14 protein-coding genes are annotated in these 17,362 nt (G+C 70.2%); 5 read left to right on the top strand and 9 right to left on the bottom strand.

Going from position 1 to position 17,362, the window contains the following annotated elements; all coding sequences use genetic code 11:
- Positions 1-58: 58 nt before the first annotated feature.
- Complete coding sequence (locus AB0L56_RS05025; RefSeq protein ID WP_004928297.1) at positions 59-733, bottom strand: Crp/Fnr family transcriptional regulator; 675 nt, start codon at positions 731-733, stop codon at positions 59-61.
- A 443-nt stretch (positions 734-1,176) separates the two neighbouring features.
- Between AB0L56_RS05025 and nth the strand changes: the two genes are divergently transcribed.
- From nth to AB0L56_RS05010, 3 genes are all read left to right on the top strand, one after another.
- The gene (nth, locus tag AB0L56_RS05020) at positions 1,177-2,433 is read left to right on the top strand and encodes an endonuclease III (protein ID WP_365419931.1); all 1,257 of its coding nucleotides are present in this window, start codon (positions 1,177-1,179) and stop codon (positions 2,431-2,433) included.
- Positions 2,434-2,524: 91 nt separating this feature from the next.
- Positions 2,525-3,220: a CoA pyrophosphatase gene (locus tag AB0L56_RS05015; protein WP_361035384.1), complete on the top strand. Its 696-nt coding sequence runs from the start codon at positions 2,525-2,527 to the stop codon at positions 3,218-3,220.
- A gap of 45 nt (positions 3,221-3,265) precedes the next feature.
- On the top strand, positions 3,266-4,465 hold the full coding sequence (locus tag AB0L56_RS05010; RefSeq protein WP_365419084.1) for a MarP family serine protease: 1,200 nt from the start codon (positions 3,266-3,268) through the stop codon (positions 4,463-4,465).
- Positions 4,466-4,490: 25 nt separating this feature from the next.
- Here AB0L56_RS05010 and AB0L56_RS05005 read toward each other — a convergent pair whose 3' ends face one another.
- From AB0L56_RS05005 to AB0L56_RS04980, 6 genes are all read right to left on the bottom strand, one after another.
- Positions 4,491-4,673, bottom strand: a complete 183-nt coding sequence (locus AB0L56_RS05005; RefSeq protein WP_361035391.1) for a hypothetical protein — start codon at positions 4,671-4,673, stop codon at positions 4,491-4,493.
- 139 nt (positions 4,674-4,812) lie between these two features.
- Positions 4,813-5,778 carry an alpha/beta hydrolase gene (locus AB0L56_RS05000; RefSeq protein WP_361035394.1) on the bottom strand — a complete coding sequence of 322 codons (966 nt, stop codon included), beginning with the start codon at positions 5,776-5,778 and terminating at the stop codon, positions 4,813-4,815.
- Positions 5,775-6,263, bottom strand: a complete 489-nt coding sequence (locus AB0L56_RS04995; protein ID WP_365419081.1) for a phage holin family protein — start codon at positions 6,261-6,263, stop codon at positions 5,775-5,777. The genes AB0L56_RS05000 and AB0L56_RS04995 overlap by 4 nt, the downstream gene beginning before the upstream one ends.
- Positions 6,264-6,348: 85 nt before the next feature.
- Positions 6,349-7,779, bottom strand: a complete 1,431-nt coding sequence (gene nhaA / locus AB0L56_RS04990) for a Na+/H+ antiporter NhaA (protein ID WP_365419079.1) — start codon at positions 7,777-7,779, stop codon at positions 6,349-6,351.
- Between the two features lie 175 nt (positions 7,780-7,954).
- Entirely contained in the window at positions 7,955-9,910 is a 1,956-nt protein-coding gene (gene acs, locus AB0L56_RS04985; protein ID WP_365419076.1) for an acetate--CoA ligase, read from the bottom strand.
- Positions 9,911-10,107: 197 nt separating this feature from the next.
- The gene (locus AB0L56_RS04980) at positions 10,108-12,567 is read right to left on the bottom strand and encodes a SulP family inorganic anion transporter (protein ID WP_365419073.1); all 2,460 of its coding nucleotides are present in this window, start codon (positions 12,565-12,567) and stop codon (positions 10,108-10,110) included.
- 330 nt (positions 12,568-12,897) lie between these two features.
- Here AB0L56_RS04980 and AB0L56_RS04975 point away from each other — a divergent pair, with 330 nt between their 5' ends.
- On the top strand, positions 12,898-14,157 hold the full coding sequence (locus tag AB0L56_RS04975; RefSeq protein ID WP_365419071.1) for a hypothetical protein: 1,260 nt from the start codon (positions 12,898-12,900) through the stop codon (positions 14,155-14,157).
- Between the two features lie 3 nt (positions 14,158-14,160).
- Here AB0L56_RS04975 and AB0L56_RS04970 read toward each other — a convergent pair whose 3' ends face one another.
- On the bottom strand, positions 14,161-15,141 hold the full coding sequence (locus AB0L56_RS04970; protein WP_365419068.1) for an ATP-binding protein: 981 nt from the start codon (positions 15,139-15,141) through the stop codon (positions 14,161-14,163).
- Positions 15,142-15,242: 101 nt separating this feature from the next.
- Here AB0L56_RS04970 and AB0L56_RS04965 point away from each other — a divergent pair, with 101 nt between their 5' ends.
- On the top strand, positions 15,243-16,067 hold the full coding sequence (locus tag AB0L56_RS04965) for an oxidoreductase (protein ID WP_361035415.1): 825 nt from the start codon (positions 15,243-15,245) through the stop codon (positions 16,065-16,067).
- Between the two features lie 405 nt (positions 16,068-16,472).
- Here the strand turns inward: AB0L56_RS04965 and AB0L56_RS04960 are convergent, their stop codons facing one another.
- Positions 16,473-17,306 (bottom strand): HAD-IB family hydrolase, encoded by an 834-nt coding sequence (locus AB0L56_RS04960; RefSeq protein ID WP_361035418.1) that lies wholly within the window; start codon positions 17,304-17,306, stop codon positions 16,473-16,475.
- Between the last annotated feature and the right edge of the window lie 56 nt (positions 17,307-17,362).

Here is a 17,362-nt window from a genome sequence, read left to right as displayed (position 1 = left end):
GCGACGGAGCCCCGCTTCCGGCGGGGAAGCGGGGCTCCGTCGGCGGCGTTGCCGGGTGTCAGCGGGAGCGCTTCGCGAGGCGCTCGACGTCCAGGAGGATCACCGCGCGGGCCTCCAGGCGGAGCCAGCCGCGCTGGGCGAAGTCCGCCAGGGCCTTGTTGACCGTCTCGCGGGAGGCGCCGACCAGCTGGGCCAGCTCTTCCTGCGTGAGGTCGTGCACCACGTGGATGCCCTCCTCGGACTGCACGCCGAAGCGGCGGGAGAGGTCCAGCAGGGCGCGGGCGACACGGCCCGGGACGTCCGAGAAGACCAGGTCCGACATGGCGTCGTTGGTCTTGCGCAGCCGACGGGCCACGGCCCGCAGCAGCGCGGTGGCGACCTCGGGGCGGGCGCTCAGCCAGGGCGTCAGATCGCCGTGGCCGAGGGCGAGCAGCTTGACCTCGGTCAGCGCCGTGGCCGTCGCGGTGCGCGGGCCCGGGTCGAAGAGCGACAGCTCACCGATCAGCTCGCCGGGACCGACCACGGCGAGCATGTTCTCCCGGCCGTCGGGGGACGTGCGGTGCAGCTTCACCTTGCCCTCCGTGACCACGTACAGGCGGTCACCGGGGTCGCCCTCATGGAACAGGGAGTCGCCCCGTGCCAGGGTCACCTCGCTCATGGAAGCGCGAAGCTCCGCGGCCTGCTCGTCATCGAGCGCCGCGAAAAGCGGGTTCCGCCGCAGAACGTCGTCCACGAGTTCTCTCCTTGTCGACCTGCTCAGGGGATCTTGCTCCCCACGTACCAGGGGACCGTGGTGCCCATTTTGCCGGACGGTCCAAACAGTGTGATCTGTCACAAGGATGCCGTACAGCCCGGTCGGGGTAAGCGGCAGGGGTCCAATTGGACGCCGGTCTTCGAGGCCCGGGGCGGATGTCGGTGCCGGGTCGTAGGCTGGCCGAGTGTCCAAATCGCCGGTGAGAGCAGGCCGAGGGAGCTGCACGGGTGGCAGTACGTCGCGATTCCGCTGTGGGCGAACAGGGCTCCGGCGACGGTAGGGAAACGGCGAAAGCGACAAAGGGCTCGCCGTCGAAGAGGCCGGACGAGGGGCCGACGGCTCCCTCGGGTGACGCGGCCGGGGAGAAGAGCGCGCCGAGGAAGAGGGCCGCCGCCGGAAGGGCGGAGGGCTCGGGCAAGCATGTGCCCGGCGGCGAGGAGACCGCGGGGGAGAGGGCCGCCGCCAAGAAGGCCACGCCCGCGCGGAAGGCCTCGGCGGCCGGGACGGCGTCCGGGCGCGATGCCGCGCCCGCGGGCAAGGGCGGCTCCACCGACAAGGGCGCCGGTCGCGGCAAGAAGGCCACCGCCTCTGCCAAGAAGGCCGCTTCCGCCAAGAAGGCCACCACCTCTGCCAAGAAGTCCGGTTCCGGCAAGAAGGCCGCTGCCCCTGCGAAGAAGGCCGGTTCCGCCAAGAAAGCCACCACCCCCGCCAAGAAAGCCACCACCCCCGCCATGAAACCCGCTTCCGGCAAGAAGCCCGAATCCGCCAAGAAGCCCGCTTCCGCCAAAAAGGCCACCGCCCTCATCAAGAAGGCCCCCGCCCCCACGAAGCCGCTCGTCGCCCCCAAGAAGGCGACCGCGGCCGTGCCGGCCGCTCCCGCGAAGCCCGTCTTCCGGCCCGCCCGGGAGGAGTCGTGTACCGCGCTGGTCCGGCGGGCGCGCCGGATCAACCGTGAGCTGGCCAAGGTGTACCCCTACGCCCACACGGAGCTCGACTTCGAGAACCCCTTCCAGCTCCTGGTCGCCACCGTGCTGTCGGCTCAGACCACCGACCTGCGCGTCAACCAGACGACCCCCGCCCTCTTCGCCAGGTACCCCACCCCCGAGGACCTGGCCGCGGCCAACCCGGAGGAGGTGGAGGAGATCCTGCGCCCCACCGGTTTCTTCCGGGCCAAGACCAAGGCGGTGATGGGGCTTTCGAAGGCGCTCGTCGAGGACTTCGGCGGCGAGGTGCCCGACCGGCTCGAGGATCTCGTCAAGTTGCCCGGTGTGGGCCGTAAGACCGCCTTCGTCGTCCTCGGTAACGCCTTCGGCCAGCCCGGCATCACCGTGGACACGCACTTCAAGCGGCTGGTGCACCGCTGGCAGTGGACCGCGGAGACCGACCCCGACAAGATCGAGGCGGCCGTCGGCGCGCTGTTCCCGAAGAGTGAGTGGACCGACCTGTCCCACCGCGTGATCTGGCACGGCCGCCGTATCTGCCACGCCCGCAAGCCGGCCTGCGGCGCCTGCCCCATCGCGCACCTCTGTCCGGCGTACGGAGAGGGCGAGACGGACCCGGAGAAGGCGCGCAAGCTGCTCAAGTACGAAAAGGCCGGCCTCCCGGGCCAGCGTCTGAAGCCCCCGCAGGCCTACTTGGACGCCGGCGGCAAGCCCGCCCCGCCGCTGGGGGCCGGATGACGGAGCGGAACACGCCGAGGCGGCCCGCGGAACGATCTCGGGGCCGCCGGGCGTTGGATCCGTGGGACGCGGCCGGACGACGGGGGTGGCGATGACGCGCACGAGCGGTACCCAGGGCGGGCCGGTGACGCTCAGCCGGGAGGGGCTGCCCTCCTGGCTGGATCCGGTGGTCCACGCGGTGGAGACGGTCGCGCCGCGCCAGCTGAGCCGCTTCCTGCCGCCGGAGAACGGCACGGGGCGCCAGTCCGCCGTCCTCATCCTCTTCGGCGACGGCGAACGCGGCCCGGAGCTGCTGCTCATGGAGCGGGCGAGTTCGCTGCGCTCGCACGCCGGGCAGCCGTCCTTCCCCGGCGGCGCGCTCGACCCCGAGGACGGCGACCCGCAGGGCGACGGGCCGCTGCGCGCCGCCCTCCGCGAGGCCGAGGAGGAGACCGGACTCGACCCGTCGGGCGTGCAGCTCTTCGGCGTACTGCCGAAGCTCTACATCCCAGTCAGCGGTTTCGTCGTCACCCCCGTACTGGGCTGGTGGCGCATACCCACGCCGGTGGGGGTCGTCGACCCGAACGAGACCGCCCGGGTGTTCACCGTCCCCGTGGCGGACCTCACCCATCCCGACAACCGGGCGACCACGGTTCACCCCAGTGGCTACCAGGGTCCGGCATTTCTGGTCGAATCCGCCCTCGTCTGGGGTTTCACCGCGGGTGTCATCGACCGGTTGCTGCATTTCGCCGGGTGGGAGCGCCCGTGGGATCGGAACAAGCAGGTCCCGCTGGACTGGCGGTCATGACAGGGTGGGCGCCGTGCTGGGTACGACGAGGCGAGGCTTGAAGCGGTGAACGTGCTGGACATCCTGTTGCTGGTCGCCGCCGTGTGGTTCGCCGTCGTCGGCTACCGGCAGGGCTTCGTCGTCGGCATCCTGTCGGTGATCGGATTCCTGGGCGGCGGTCTCGTCGCCGTCTATCTGCTGCCCGTCATCTGGGACGCCATGACGGACGGCTCCGAAGTCGGTACGACGGCGGCCGTCGTCGCCGTCGTCGTGGTCATAGTCTGCGCCTCCGTCGGCCAGGCCCTGACCACCCATCTCGGCAACAGACTGCGCCGCTTCATCACCTGGTCGCCGGCCCGTGCGCTGGACGCGACGGGCGGTGCCCTGGTCAACGTCGTCGCGATGCTCCTGGTCGCCTGGCTGATCGGTTCCGCCCTGGCCGGCACGACGCTGCCGACGCTGGGCAAGGAGGTCCGCAACTCCAAGGTGCTGCTCGGGGTCTCGCGGGCGCTGCCCGACCAGGCCGACACCTGGTTCGCCGACTTCTCCTCGGTCCTCGCGCAGAACGGTTTTCCGCAGGTCTTCAGCCCCTTCGCCAACGAGCCGATCACCGACGTCCGGCCCCCGGACCCGGCCCTGGCGGGCAGCCCCGTCGCCCTTCGTGCGCAGCGCTCCATCGTCAAGGTGATGGGAACCGCCCCGAGTTGCGGCAAGGTCCTGGAGGGCACCGGCTTCGTCTTCGACGAGCGCCGCATCATGACCAACGCGCATGTCGTGGGCGGCGTCGACGAGCCGACCGTGCAGATAGGCGGCGAGGGCAGGAAGTACGACGCCACCGTCGTCCTCTACGACTGGAAGCGCGACATCGCCGTCCTCGACGTACCCGACCTGAAGGCGCCCGCGCTGCGCTTCACGACCGAGGACGCGAGCAGCGGCGACAGCGCCATCGTCGCCGGTTTCCCGGAGAACGGGGCATACGACGTCCGCGCCGCGCGCCTGCGCGGACGCATCACGGCGAACGGCCCCGACATCTACCACCGCGGCACGGTCCGCCGTGATGTGTACTCGCTGTTCGCGACGGTCCGTCAGGGGAACTCGGGCGGCCCGCTGCTCACCCCGGACGGCAAGGTCTCCGGCGTGGTGTTCGCGAAGTCCCTCGACGACGCGGAGACGGGTTACGCGCTCACCGTGGACGAGATCCGGGAGGACATCGCCAAGGGCCGCAGCGCCAACCAGGAGGTGGACAGCGACAGCTGCGCGCTCTAGGAGTCGCGAACGGGCGTACGGATCGTCAGCCGCGCGGGTGACGCAGCCGGACCGAGACCCAGCGGGCCCGGCGGCGGAGGATGCGCGGGATTCCCACCCTGAGGTCCGTAGTCGCCATCTGTGGTGCACCACCTCGCTGGTGGGAACCCACACCGCCCGCCGAGCGGCGATTGCGGCTTGCGTCACTGTAGTCGTGCGTCCAGCCCATACCCCGACGTGTGCCCCCGGCTCATGGTCGATAACCGCTTTGTGGGCGGCCAATTGGCGTATGCGCCGGGCAATTGGCGTTCGTCGGACAAGCGTTCAGGGGGTGGGTGCCGGGAGCGGCACCGACAGCGGTCGTCCGGTTACCGATCCGGCTCCGGATCCTTCAGCCAGTTGATCAGTTCGGTCGAGAAACTGACCGGGTCCTCTTCGTGCGGGAAGTGCCCCAGCCCGTCGAACAGCCGCCAGCGGTAGGGCGCTTCGACGTACTGCCCGGAGCCGGCGGCGCTGCGCGTGCGCACCACCGGGTCCAGTGAGCCGTGCAGATGCAGCGTCGGCACCCGCACCGGCCGCTTCATCCGCCGGTTGAACTGGATGCCGTCCGGACGGGCCAGTGAACGCACCATCCAGCGATACGGCTCGATCGAGCAGTGCGCCGTGGAGGGAATGCACATGGCCCGCCGGTAGTTCTCCAGCGCCTTCTCGTCCGGCAGGTGCGGGCCCGACCAGTCCTGGATGAGCTTCGCCACCAGCGCACCGTCGTCCGCGGTGAGCTGCCGCTCCGGGATCCATGGCCGCTGGAACCCCCAGATGTGGGACATCGCGGCCGACTGCCTGGCGTCGGAGACCATCGCCGACCTCCAGCGCCGGGGATGCGGCATGGACGCCACCGCCAGCCGCCGTACGAGCTTGGGGCGCATCGCCGCCGCCGTCCAGGCCAGGTATCCGCCCAGGTCGTGGCCGACCAGCGCGGCGTCCGGCTCGCCGAGGGAGCGGATCACCCCGGTGATGTCCAGCGCGAGATTGGCCGGGTCGTAACCGCGGGGCGTGCGGTCGCTGCCGCCGACCCCCCGCAGGTCCATGGCGACGGCCCGGAAGCCGGCGTCGGCGAGCGCCGTCAGCTGGTGCCGCCAGGTCCACCAGAACTGCGGGAAACCGTGCAGCAGCAGCACCAGGGGGCCGTCGCCCAGCTCCGCGATGTGGAAGCGGGCGCCGTTGGCGGCGACGTCCCGGTGGATGAGCCCTGAGCCGCCGGGGATGTCGAGGCGTACGACCGAAGGGGGTTGCGCCGATGGAGATTGCCCCAAAGGGACGAAGGAGCCCGTCATGAGGACGAGCGTGCCACACCCTCGATGGCCTGGGGGACCCGGTCCTCCGGCAGGGCGGGACGCGGGTGCGGCTTGGCCTTCTGCAGCACGCCGGCCGTCTCCTTCATCGAGGCGGCGACCTTCTGCGGACCGCGGCTCTTCTTCGCCTTCTTGGCGAAGGTGATGCCGATCAGCGCGAGGACGAGGGCGATCAGTACGTTCGCGGCGAAGGACAGCAGGAAGCAGAGCGCGAGGTTCCACTCGCTCCAGGTGCGGATGCCGTAGGCGAGGGCGAAGTTCAGCATCGGCAGGGAGAACAGCAGCAGCACTCCGGCCGCCGTGAACGCGCCGCCGCTGGTGGCGCCCCGCTTGACGTCCTGCTTGAGCTGCGCCTTCGCCAGCGCGATCTCGTCGTGCACCAGCGCCGACATGTCAGCCGTCGCCGAGGCGAACAACTGGCCGATGCTGCGTTCGGCGCCGACCGGGCTGCCGTCGGGTGCGCTCATCGCGGTCTCCCTCTCCTGCGTACGTCCTGCGTACGTTCCTCGTGCCTGCGCGTACGCTGTCAGTCTTTTGTACCGTCTCGTCAGATCATGCCGGACCGTGGTCCTCATCGCTTGCCCCGCTCGTCACTTCGGCAAGCGCGTCTCGCTCGGCGGCCTTTTCCCGGGCGAGTCGCCGGTGGTCGGCGGCCTTCCGTTCGTGGATCTCCGCCATGCGCAGGTGGTACGCCGGGTCGTCCTGTTCGTAGACGTCCGGGACGCCGCTCAGGTCCTCGTCGCGCTCCTCCTCCTCGGTCAGCCTGCGGTACGTGGCGTTCCGCATTTTCAGCAGGACGCCGGCGACGGCGGTGGCGATCAGCGAGCCGGTCAGCACGGCCGCCTTCACGCTGTCCGTCATCGCCGCGTCGCCCTCGAAGGCGAGTTCCCCGATGAGCAGCGAGACGGTGAAGCCGATCCCGGCCAGGGTCGCCACCGCGAACACGTCCGCCCAGGCGAGCTCGTCGCTGAGCGACGCCCTGGTGAAACGGGCCGTCAGCCATGTGCCGCCGAAGATGCCGAGCGTCTTGCCGACGACGAGCCCGAGGACGACGCCGAGCGTCTCGGGCTGGGTGAAGACCTCCGCGAGGGCGCTGCCGGAGACCGCAACGCCCGCGCTGAACAGAGCGAACAGCGGGACCGCGAGGCCCGCGGAGAGCGGCCGCACGAGATGCTCGATGTGCTCACCCGGCGAGTGCTCCTCGCCCTCGCGGCGGTGGCAGCGCAGCATCAGGCCCATGGCGACACCGGCGATGGTGGCGTGGATGCCGCTGTTGTACATCAGCGCCCACACGATCAGCGCCAGCGGCACGTACACGTACCAGCCGCGTACGCCCTTGCGCAGCAGCAGCCAGAAGACGGCCAGGCCCGCGGCGGCGCCGCCGAGCGCCGCGAAGTTCAACTGGTCGGTGAAGAAGATTGCGATGATCAGGATGGCGAACAGGTCGTCGACGACGGCGAGGGTGAGCAGGAAGGCGCGCAGCGCGCTCGGCAGGGAGGTGCCGATGACGGCGAGCACGGCGAGCGCGAAGGCGATGTCGGTGGCGGTGGGCACGGCCCAGCCGGCGAGGGAGCCGCCGCCCACGCCGCTGGTGAACGTGTAGACGAGAGCTGGTGCCGCCATGCCGCAGAGGGCGGCGACGACCGGGAGTGCGGCGGCTCTGGGGTCGCGCAGGTCGCCGGCGACGAGTTCGCGTTTGAGCTCGACGCCCGCGACGAAGAAGAAGATCGCGAGCAGCCCGTCGGCGGCCCAGTGCTCCACGGACAGGTTCAGCCCGAGCGCCTCGGGGCCGAAGTGGAAGTGGCTGACGCTCTCGTAGCTGTCCTGCAGCGCGGGTACGTTGGCCCAGATCAGCGAGGCGACGGCGGCCAGCAGCAGGAGTACGCCGCCGACCGTCTCGGTGCGCAGCGCGTCCGCGACGTAGGAGCGCTCGGGCAGCGAGAGATATCCGAAGGCCTTGCGGGGGGTGCGGGGCGCGGTCACGGGTGTTCCTCTGATCGACGGGCAGCACGAATCGTGTGCCGACCAGACTTCCCGGCGCCCCATGAGACAGCTTTTTTACTTAGTCTAGCCAGCGTGCGCTCGGGGCGCACAGGCGCGCCTCGGGGCGCCCCACGCAGCGGTGGGGCGCCCCGGACGTGCTCGCACCGGTGCCGGCTCAGTCTTCGCTGGGCGCCTGGGGCAGCTTGACCTGGATGAGGTCCATGACCGTGGAGTCCGTCAGGGTGGTGACGTCTCCCAGCTGGCGGTTCTCCGCGACGTCGCGGAGGAGGCGCCGCATGATCTTGCCGGAGCGGGTCTTCGGCAGCTCGGCCACCGGCAGGATCCGCTTGGGCTTGGCGATCGGGCCGAGGGTGGCGCCCACGTGGTTGCGCAGCTCGCCGACGAGGTCCTCGGTCTCCGCCGCCGTGCCGCGCAGGATCACGAAGGCGACGATCGCCTGGCCGGTCGTCTCGTCCGTCGCGCCGACCACGGCCGCCTCGGCGACCGAGGGGTGGGAGACCAGCGCGGACTCGACCTCGGTGGTGGAGATGTTGTGCCCGGACACCAGCATCACGTCGTCGACCCGGCCGAGCAGCCAGATGTCGCCGTCGTGGTCCTTCTTGGCGCCGTCGCCGGCGAAGTACTTGCCCTCGAAGCGCGACCAGTAGGTATCGATGAACCGCTGGTCGTCGCCCCAGATGGTGCGCAGCATCGACGGCCACGGCTCGGTGAGGACCAGATAGCCGCCGCCGCCGTCGGGCACCTCGTTCGCCTCGTCGTCGACGACGGTCGCGGCGATTCCGGGCAGCGGGGTCTGGGCGGAGCCCGGCTTGGCGTTGGTCACGCCCGGCAGCGGGGAGATCATGATGCCGCCGGTCTCGGTCTGCCACCAGGTGTCCACCACCGGGGTGCGGTCCCCGCCGATGTTCTTGCGGTACCAGATCCACGCCTCGGGGTTGATCGGCTCACCGACGGAGCCCAGCACCCGCAGGGACGACAGGTCGAACTTCGCGGGGATGTCGTCGCCCCACTTCATGAACGTCCGGATCGCGGTGGGTGCCGTGTAGAGGATCGTCACGCCGTACTTCTGCACGATCTCCCAGAAGCGGCCCTGGTGCGGGGTGTCCGGGGTGCCCTCGTACATGACCTGGGTGGCGCCGTTGGCGAGCGGTCCGTAGACGATGTACGAGTGGCCGGTGACCCAGCCGACGTCGGCCGTGCACCAGTACACGTCGGTCTCGGGCTTGAGGTCGAAGACCGACCAGTGCGTGGAGGCGACCTGGGTCAGGTAGCCGCCGGAGGTGTGCAGGATGCCCTTCGGCTTACCCGTGGTGCCCGAGGTGTAGAGGATGAACAGCGGGTGCTCCGCCCCGAACGCCTGCGGGGTGTGGTCGGCGCTCTGGCGCTCCATGAGGTCGTGCCACCACACGTCCCGGCCCTCGGTCCAGGCGACGTCCTGGCCGGTGCGGCGGACGACGAGGACGTGCTCGGCGCTGTCCACGCGGCTGACGGCCTCGTCCACGGCCGGCTTCAGCGCGGAGGGCTTGCCGCGCCGGTAGCCGCCGTCGGCGGTGATGACGACACGCGCGTCGGCGTCCTGGATACGGGTCGCCAGCGCGTCCGCCGAGAAGCCGCCGAAGACCACGGAGTGCGCGGCGCCGATGCGGGCGCAGGCCAGCATCGCGACGGCCGTCTCGGGGATCATCGGCATGTAGACGGCGACCCGATCGCCCTTCTGGACCCCCAGCTCCAGCAGGGCATTGGCGGCCTTGGAGACCTCGTCCTGGAGCTGGGCGTAGGTGATGGCGCGGCTGTCGCCCGGCTCGCCCTCGAAGTGGATCGCGACCCGGTCGCCGTGCCCGGCCTCCACATGACGGTCCACGCAGTTGTAGGCGACGTTGAGCTCGCCGTCCTGGAACCACTTGGCGAACGGCGGGTTCGACCAGTCCAGGGTCTCGGTGGGCTCGGTGGCCCAGGTCAGCCGGCGGGCCTGCTCGGCCCAGAAGCCGAGCCTGTCAGCCTTGGCCTGTTCATACGCCTCCGCCGTGACGTTGGCGTTCGCGGCCAGGTCGGCGGGGGGCGTGAAGCGACGCTCCTCCTTCATGAGGTTGGCCAGGCTTTCATTGCTCACGGCATCTGCCTTTCCCAGGGTGTCCGTTGTGTCCCAGGCCACAGCTCATCAGACCCGGGGGTGCGCTGACAAGGGCCGACGGAAAATTGGTTTAGACCTGTCGGGTGGTGTGGTGCGCTGTGCGACACCCCTTCCCACGGGGCCGGGAGCATGCCGGTTCAAGGGGTGTAACGCCTCTCACATCGGGACGCGCCACCTCACGTCGCCAGGTCCACGGCCCGGACCCGTTCGAACACCCTCTCCCTGCCCCGCTCGGTGAGCAGATACGCCTGGGCCTCACCCACATGGAAGTACAGCCCGTGCAGCTCCAGGGCCTTGTCCTTCAGGGCCCGGGCCACCGATTCATGGGCACGCAGATGCTCCAGCTGCTGCACCACGTTCGCCAGGCAGAGCTCCTCCACCGCGTCGGCGACCGCCCTGCCGGTCAGCCGCGGCGCGGGCCCGCTCGCGTCGCCCAGATGCTCCAGGCTCGGCCGCCCGTGCCGCAGCCAGCGTCTCAGCGACGTACGGTCGCCGCCCGGTTCCGAGGCCAGCAGTGCCTGCATCGCGCCACAGCCCGAGTGCCCGCACACCGTGATCGAGCGCACCGCCAGTACGTCCACGGCGTACTCGATGGCGGCCGCCACCGAGTCGTCGCCGCTCTCCGCGCCCGGCGGCGGCACGAGATTGCCGACGTTGCGCACCACGAACAGGTCCCCCGGACCACTCGACGTGATCATGGAGGTGACCACCCGTGAGTCGGCGCAGGTAAGGAACAGTTGCGCCGGCCGCTGCCCCTCGCGTGCCAGCCGGGCCAGCTCACCGCGTACCAGCGGGGCGGTGTTGCGCTGGAACGCGCTGATGCCGCGCACCAGTTGGCTGCCCCCGGTGCCGTCCCGCTCCGGCTCGCCCTCGACGGTCCCGTTCGTACGGTCTGCTCGTTCCTTCGTGTCTCTCCCTTCCCTGCTGTCGGCCGTGCCCGGCGGCCGGTCGACGTCCGGCACGGGGCGCGGGCGTTCGCACTGGTGGTTGCGCCAGGCGGTCCAGGGCCGGCAACGGCAGTCGGAGTGGGATGGCTCGGCCTCCTCGGGGCCCTCGGCGGGATGCTCCGAGGTGAGGGCGGCGGGTTCGGCGATCCGGACGCCGGCGCGGCGGCCGGTGATCTTGACGGTGCCGCCCCGCGCGGTGTGGGTGCTCTGCCAGTCCTGCAGCGTCTCGTACGCCGCGTGGTCCATGAAGGAGCCGTCCAGCGCCACCACGACGTCGGCCCCTTGGGGTACGAGATGCAGCGCGCGGCTGAGCCGTGGCACCGCGAGGAACGTCAACTGCCCTCTGACATGTACGTGATGGACTCCTTCCTGTTCCTGGTGGGTGATGCGGGTGCGGGTGAGGCGGTGCAGGGCCACGCCGACGGCCACGGCGATCCCACAGGCCACACCTTCCAGAACGCCCAGGGACACGACGCCGAGGGTGGTCACGGCGTAGACGAGCACTTCCCGGTGGCGGGTCACCGTGCGGATGTGGTGCAGGGACACCATCTGGATGCCGACGGCCATCACCAGGGCGGCGAGTGAGGCGAGGGGGATGAACTCCAGGAGCGGAACCATCAGCAGCGCGGCGACTACTACCAGAACGCCGTGCAGCATCGTGGAGTTCCGGCTCACCGCACCCGCATGGACATTCGCTGAACTGCGCACCGCGACCCCGGCCACGGGCAGCCCGCCGAGCGAGCCGGAGACGATGTTGGCCGCGCCCTGTCCGAGCAGTTCGCGGTCCAGGTCGGACCGCCCGACGTGGCCCGGGCCGGGGCGGCCGGACACCAGCTTGTCCACGGCCACCGCGCCGAGCAGTGACTGAACGCTGCAGACCAGTGTGGTGGTGAGCACGGCGGCCGCCAGGCCGAGCACCGGGCCCTCGGGCAGTCCGGCCAGGGCGTGGTTGCGCCAGGACGGCAGGTCCACCTTGGGCAGGACGAGGCCGGCCGAGGCGGCGATCGCGGTGGCTCCGGCGACGGCGACGAGCGCGGCCGGAACCGCACGCAGCAGGCGTCCGGTCCGGCCGGGGAGCCGCGGCCAGAGCAGCAGCAGGGTCAGGGTCAGCACGCTCACCGAGAGGGCCGCGGGGTCCAGGTCCGCCAACTGGGCGGGGAGCGCACGGAGGTTGTCGGGGACGGAGCTCTGCGGGGTGCCGCCGAGGACGATGTGCAGCTGGGCGACGGCGATGGTGACGCCGATGCCGGCCAGCATTCCGTGAACGATCGCGGGGCTCACGGCGAGCGCTCCGCGGGCCACGCGCAGACAGCCGAGGCCGAGCTGGGAGAGGCCGGCGAGGACGGTGATGGCGCAGGTCGTCCGCCATCCGTACTGCTGGATGAGGTCGGCGGTGACGACGGTGAGTCCCGCGGCCGGACCGCTGACCTGGAGTGGGCAGCCGCCGATCCGCCCGGCGACGACTCCGCCCACGGCGGCGGCGACCAGACCGGCCTGGAGCGGAGCGCCGGTGGCGAGGGCGATGCCCAGGGACAAGGGGAGGGCGATCAGGAAGACCGCGACCGCGGCCGACACATCGGCGCCCGCGATGCGGAAACTCCGGGGGCCGCGCCGCGGCGGGCTGTGGGGTGGGTGGGCGCGCTCGGTGTGGTCCGAGTCGGCGGCGCGGGCTGGAACGCAGGCTGACATGGGGTCCCGTCTCCTTCGAGTCTGCGCGGTCGCGTAACTGGTGGCCCGTCGGCGGCAGGGCGGTCGCGGCCGTGGGCGCACGGCCCCAGAACGGCGGGATGTGAGCACAATCAGTAAACGGATCGTAATTCGGAGTAAAGGGCTGGCATAGACTTTCCGGGCAAATGGGGGAAGTTATCACTCTGGCGAGTGAAGCAGCTGTTTCATCGGCTCGTCGTATTAATTCCTTCTCTCTTCCGTGCGACGTTGGCGCCGCCGTCGGAAAGGACCGGCACGGCACCGACATCGCCCTCGTCGAGCTCAGCCCGAGAGAAGGAAGAAGGTGGGCGGATGGCCGCCACGCACAGAATCGCCGCGGGCATGGTGATCGCCGCTGTCTGCGCCGCCTCCCTCACCGCCTGCGGGGCAGGCGCCGACACCACCGGCGAGCAGGGGAAGGTCCAGCCGGCCCCGGCACCCAAGAGCGGCCTGCGGCTGATCGGGGACGGCTCCACCGCCTATACCGGGGCCCAGCCGCACCTGCCGCGGCCCGAGCGGCTGAAGCCCGGTAAAAAGCCTCCGCAGTTCGTCGTCTTCTCCTGGGACGGTGCGGGCGAGGACGGCCAGAAGCTCTTCTCCCGTTTCCGCAAGGTCGCCAAGAGGAACGACGCGACCATGACGTACTTCCTGAGCGGCGTCTATCTGCTCCCGGAGGAGAAGCGCGATCTGTACGAGCCGCCGAAGCACTCCCCAGGGCGCTCCGACATCGGCTTCAACGACCGGCAGGGCATCGCCGACACCGTGAAGCAACTGCGGCTGGCCTGGCTCGAGGGCAACGAGATCGGCACCCACTTCAACGGGCACTTCTGCGGCAGCGACGGTGGGGTGGGCGAATGGTCGGTGGCGGACTGGAAGGACGAGATCGCCCAGGCCAAGCGCTTCGTGCAGACCTGGAAGACCAACGCCGGCATGAAGGACGCGGCCCCGCTGCCCTTCGACTACGACAAGGAGCTCATCGGCGCCCGCACCCCCTGTCTCGAGGGGCGGAAGAACTTCGTGAAGGCCGCTCGCGATCTGGGCTTCCGTTACGACACCAGCGGTATCAACAAACAGGTGTGGCCGAAGAAGAAGCGAGGACTGTGGGACCTGTCGATGCAGCTCGTGCCCTTCCCCGGGCACTCCTTCGAACAGCTCACCATGGACTACAACTTCATGGCCAGCCAGTCCGGCACCACCACCCAGGGCGACCCGGCCAAGCATGAACTCTGGGGCGACCAGATGCGCGACGGCCTGCTCCGGGGCTTCGCACGGGCCTACAAGGGCAACCGGGCGCCCCTGATCATCGGCAACCACTTCGAGTCCTGGAACGGCGGCACGTACATGCGTGCCGTCGAGGAGGTCATCGAGACGGTGTGCCCCAAGGCCGGCGTCCGCTGTGTCTCCTTCCGGCAACTGGTGGACTGGCTCGACGCCCAGGACCCGGCCACCTTGAAGAAGCTGCGCTCGCTGGGCGTCGGCGAGGCCCCGGAGAAGGGCTGGAAGTCCTTCCTGGGCGGCGGCCCCGCCCCGGCGCCCAAGGGGGCGCCCGGGTCCCCGGCGGCGAACGGGTGAACGTCAGGCGGACGTCGTGACGGTGTCGCCCAGCACGAAATCGGGGTCGACCTGGGCGGCCAGGTCGGCCCCCGTCCGCTCGTTCCCCCACGACCGGGCGTTCTTCAGATGGAAGTGCACCATCTGGCGGGTGTAGCGGTCCCAGTCGCGCAGTTCGTACGTCGCGTCTGCCGCCGACCGCATGAGGTGCAGGGCGTGCCGGTTGGCTTCCTCCAGGAGGCCGAACCGGGGCGGCCGGCCCTTCTCCAGGGACCGCACCCAGTCCGAGTGCCCCACGGTCACCAGCAGGTCGTCCCCGACCTCCGCGCGGAGGAAGTCGAGATCGTCAGGCCCCTGCACCTTGTTGCCGATGACCTTCAGGACGACGTCGAAGTCCCGGGCGTACTCCTTGTACTGGCGGTAGACGGAGATCCCCTTCCGGGTCGGCTCGGCCACGAGGAACGTGATGTCGAAGCGGGTGAACATGCCGGAGGCGAACGAGTCGGAGCCGGCGGTCATGTCGACCACGACGTACTCGTCGGGGCCGTCGACGAGGTGGTTCAGGCACAGCTCCACCGCTCCGGTCTTGGAGTGGTAGCAGGCGACCCCCAGGTCGGCGTCGGTGAAGGGGCCGGTGACCATCAAACGGACGGCTCCGCCGTCGAGTTCCACCGGACGTGCGCAGGCGTCGTAGACCGGGTTCTCCTCACATACCCGGAGCAGCCGGGAACCCTCGCCCGGAGGTGTCGTTTTGATCATCGTCTCCGCGGACGCGATGCGCGGGTTGCTGCCGCGCAGGTATTCCTTGATCAGCGGAAGATGGTCGCCCATCGCCGGCAGACCGGCCGCCACTGTCTCGTCGAGGCCCAGCGCGGCCCCGAGATGCTGGTTGATGTCGGCGTCGACCGCGATCACCGGAGCACCGCAGGCCGCGAGATGACGGATGAACAGGGAGGACAGGGTCGTCTTTCCGCTGCCGCCCTTGCCCACGAAAGCAGTTTTCATGTTCACCAACAGTAATGGCTCCATGGCGGTCGGTGACAGTCGGGCGTGAAGAAGACCACTCCAACGTGGGGCGGGCGCCCTGGGTGCGTAGGGTCGTACTCATGAGTACGACAGGCGCGACCGCCGATCCGCTCGCGGCCCTGGGTGCCTTGCCCGGTGTGGCCGATTCCGTGGAGACCGTGCGCAAGGCCGTGGACCGGGTCTACGGCCACCGGGTCATGCGACGGCGCAGCAACGAGATCACCTCCGAGGCGGCGCTGCGCGGTGCCCGTGGCTCGGCGGCGCTGGCGGGCGCGGACTGGGCCCTCGAGGAGGTGCGCCGGCGCACTGACTTCAGCGGCGACGACCAGGCGCGCACGGTGGGCGCGGCCCTGCGCCTGACGGCCGAGGCGGGGCAGCTGCTGTCCATCTGGCGGCAGTCGCCGCTGCGCGTGCTGGCCCGGCTGCACCTGGTCGCGGCCGCTGACAAGGCCGAGCAGGTGGGGCGGCCCCGGCAGGAGGGCGATCCGGTCGACGAGCCCCTGATCGGGCTTCCCCTGCCGGGCGCGGCGGAGGCGCACGGCCGGCTGGACGGGCTGTCCGGGCTCATCATCGCGGGCGGCTCCGCACCTGCGCTGGTGACGGCTGCCGTTGTGCACGGTGAGCTCCTCGCGCTGCGTCCCTTCACCTCCCACAACGGGCTGGTCGCCCGCGCGGCCGAACGCATCGTGCTGGTCGGCAGCGGACTCGACCCCAAGTCCGTCTGCCCCGCCGAGGTCGGACACGCCGAGCTGGGGCGCGAGGCGTATCTGGCGGCGCTGGAGGGCTATGTCTCCGGAACGCCTGAGGGAGTGGCCGCCTGGATCGCCCACTGCGGGCGGGCGGTCGAGCTCGGGGCCCGCGAGTCGACGGCGGTGTGCGAGGCCCTGCAGCGCGGAGCGGCGTGAACGGGACGGTGTGAAAGGGCGCGGCCAAGGGTCGCACAGAGATGCGGCGGTACGACTACTCGTACCGCCGCTGGCATGTCCACCGGGTTACCAAGCGTCCTCGGTATATGCCCATCAGGTCGGGAACTTTGCCCGTCACCTGGTGCGGCTGGCCCGTAATCGACGGGTCGACGTCGCGTGGGTGCCCGGTATTCATGCTCGGTCCGTGGGGCCAAATGCGTTGTAAAGGTCATCCTCTCGGATGTCCTTGGTCTCGCGGGCCGTTAAGTCCTTTGTACTCCGGCTTCGCAGTAAGCGGAAGGCATGGGTCTGCTTCTTTACTTTTGCGTTCAAAGACATGCAAAACGGGCGTCGGTGCGACGAACACGGTAGATGTGTCGCCGCCCGGACCGCGGAGGCGGGCGGTCAGGCCACCGAAGCGCGGCGCCGGCTGGCGTACCAGACGAGGCCCGCGGTGGCCGCCGCGGCTCCTATGGCGGCCGCCGCGACCAGGGCGGGGCGCGGCGGCACGGAGAGCGCGGGGATGCGCTGTTTTAGCCGTACCGGCCGGTGGAAGTCGAGGATCGGCCACTCGCGTGCCAGGGCCTCGCGGCGCAGGGCGCGGTCCGGGTTCACGGCATGCGGATGACCCACGGACTCCAGCATCGGCACATCGGTCGCCGAATCGCTGTAGGCGTAACAACGGGCCAGGTCGTAGCCCTCGGACGCGGCCAGTTCCCGGATCGCCTCGGCCTTGGTCGGGCCGTACGCGTAGTACTCCACCTCGCCGGTGAAGCACCCGTCGTCCCCGACGACCATACGGGTGGCCACGACCCGGTCGGCGCCCAGGAGCTCGCCGATCGGTTCGACCACCTCGGCACCCGACGTGGAGACGATCACGACGTCGCGTCCCGCGGTGTGGTGCTGCTCGATGAGGGTGGCGGCCTCGTCGTAGATGATCGGGTCGATGAGGTCGTGCAGCGTCTCGGCGACGATCTCCTTGACCTGCTGGACGTTCCAGCCTCGGCACAGGGCGGAGAGATACTTGCGCATCCGCTCCATCTGGTCGTGATCCGCGCCGCCGGCGAGGAACACGAACTGGGCGTATGCGGTACGCAGGACCGCCCTGCGGTTGATCAGACCGCCTTGGTAGAACGACTTGCTGAACGTGAGTGTGCTCGACTTCGCAATGACCGTCTTGTCCAGGTCAAAGAAGGCGGCTGTGCGCGGCAAGGAGTGGTTTTCCACATCCTTGAGCATAGGCGCACCCCATTCGGCGTAAGGTGGGGCGTGTGGGTTTGCCTGAGAGGGCTCTC

It is taken from the genome of Streptomyces sp. NPDC052079 (assembly GCF_040680275.1).
Lineage (GTDB): Bacteria > Actinomycetota > Actinomycetes > Streptomycetales > Streptomycetaceae > Streptomyces.
Note: the sequence above shows the minus strand (reverse complement) of the source record. Positions and strands in the feature narration are given on the sequence as shown.

What these genes read in the sequence shown, in the direction of transcription:
- AB0L56_RS05015 (WP_361035384.1), top strand. Translation starts at nt 2,525, where the DNA reads ATGACGCGCACGAGCGGTACCCAGGGCGGGCCGGTGACGCTCAGCCGG.
- AB0L56_RS05005 (WP_361035391.1), bottom strand. Translation starts at nt 4,673, where the DNA reads ATGGGCTGGACGCACGACTACAGTGACGCAAGCCGCAATCGCCGCTCG.
- AB0L56_RS05000 (WP_361035394.1), bottom strand. Translation starts at nt 5,778, where the DNA reads ATGACGGGCTCCTTCGTCCCTTTGGGGCAATCTCCATCGGCGCAACCC.
- AB0L56_RS04995 (WP_365419081.1), bottom strand. Translation starts at nt 6,263, where the DNA reads ATGAGCGCACCCGACGGCAGCCCGGTCGGCGCCGAACGCAGCATCGGC.
- AB0L56_RS04980 (WP_365419073.1), bottom strand. Translation starts at nt 12,567, where the DNA reads ATGTCAGCCTGCGTTCCAGCCCGCGCCGCCGACTCGGACCACACCGAG.
- AB0L56_RS04975 (WP_365419071.1), top strand. Translation starts at nt 12,898, where the DNA reads ATGGCCGCCACGCACAGAATCGCCGCGGGCATGGTGATCGCCGCTGTC.
- AB0L56_RS04970 (WP_365419068.1), bottom strand. Translation starts at nt 15,141, where the DNA reads ATGAAAACTGCTTTCGTGGGCAAGGGCGGCAGCGGAAAGACGACCCTG.
- AB0L56_RS04965 (WP_361035415.1), top strand. Translation starts at nt 15,243, where the DNA reads ATGAGTACGACAGGCGCGACCGCCGATCCGCTCGCGGCCCTGGGTGCC.
- AB0L56_RS04960 (WP_361035418.1), bottom strand. Translation starts at nt 17,306, where the DNA reads ATGCTCAAGGATGTGGAAAACCACTCCTTGCCGCGCACAGCCGCCTTC.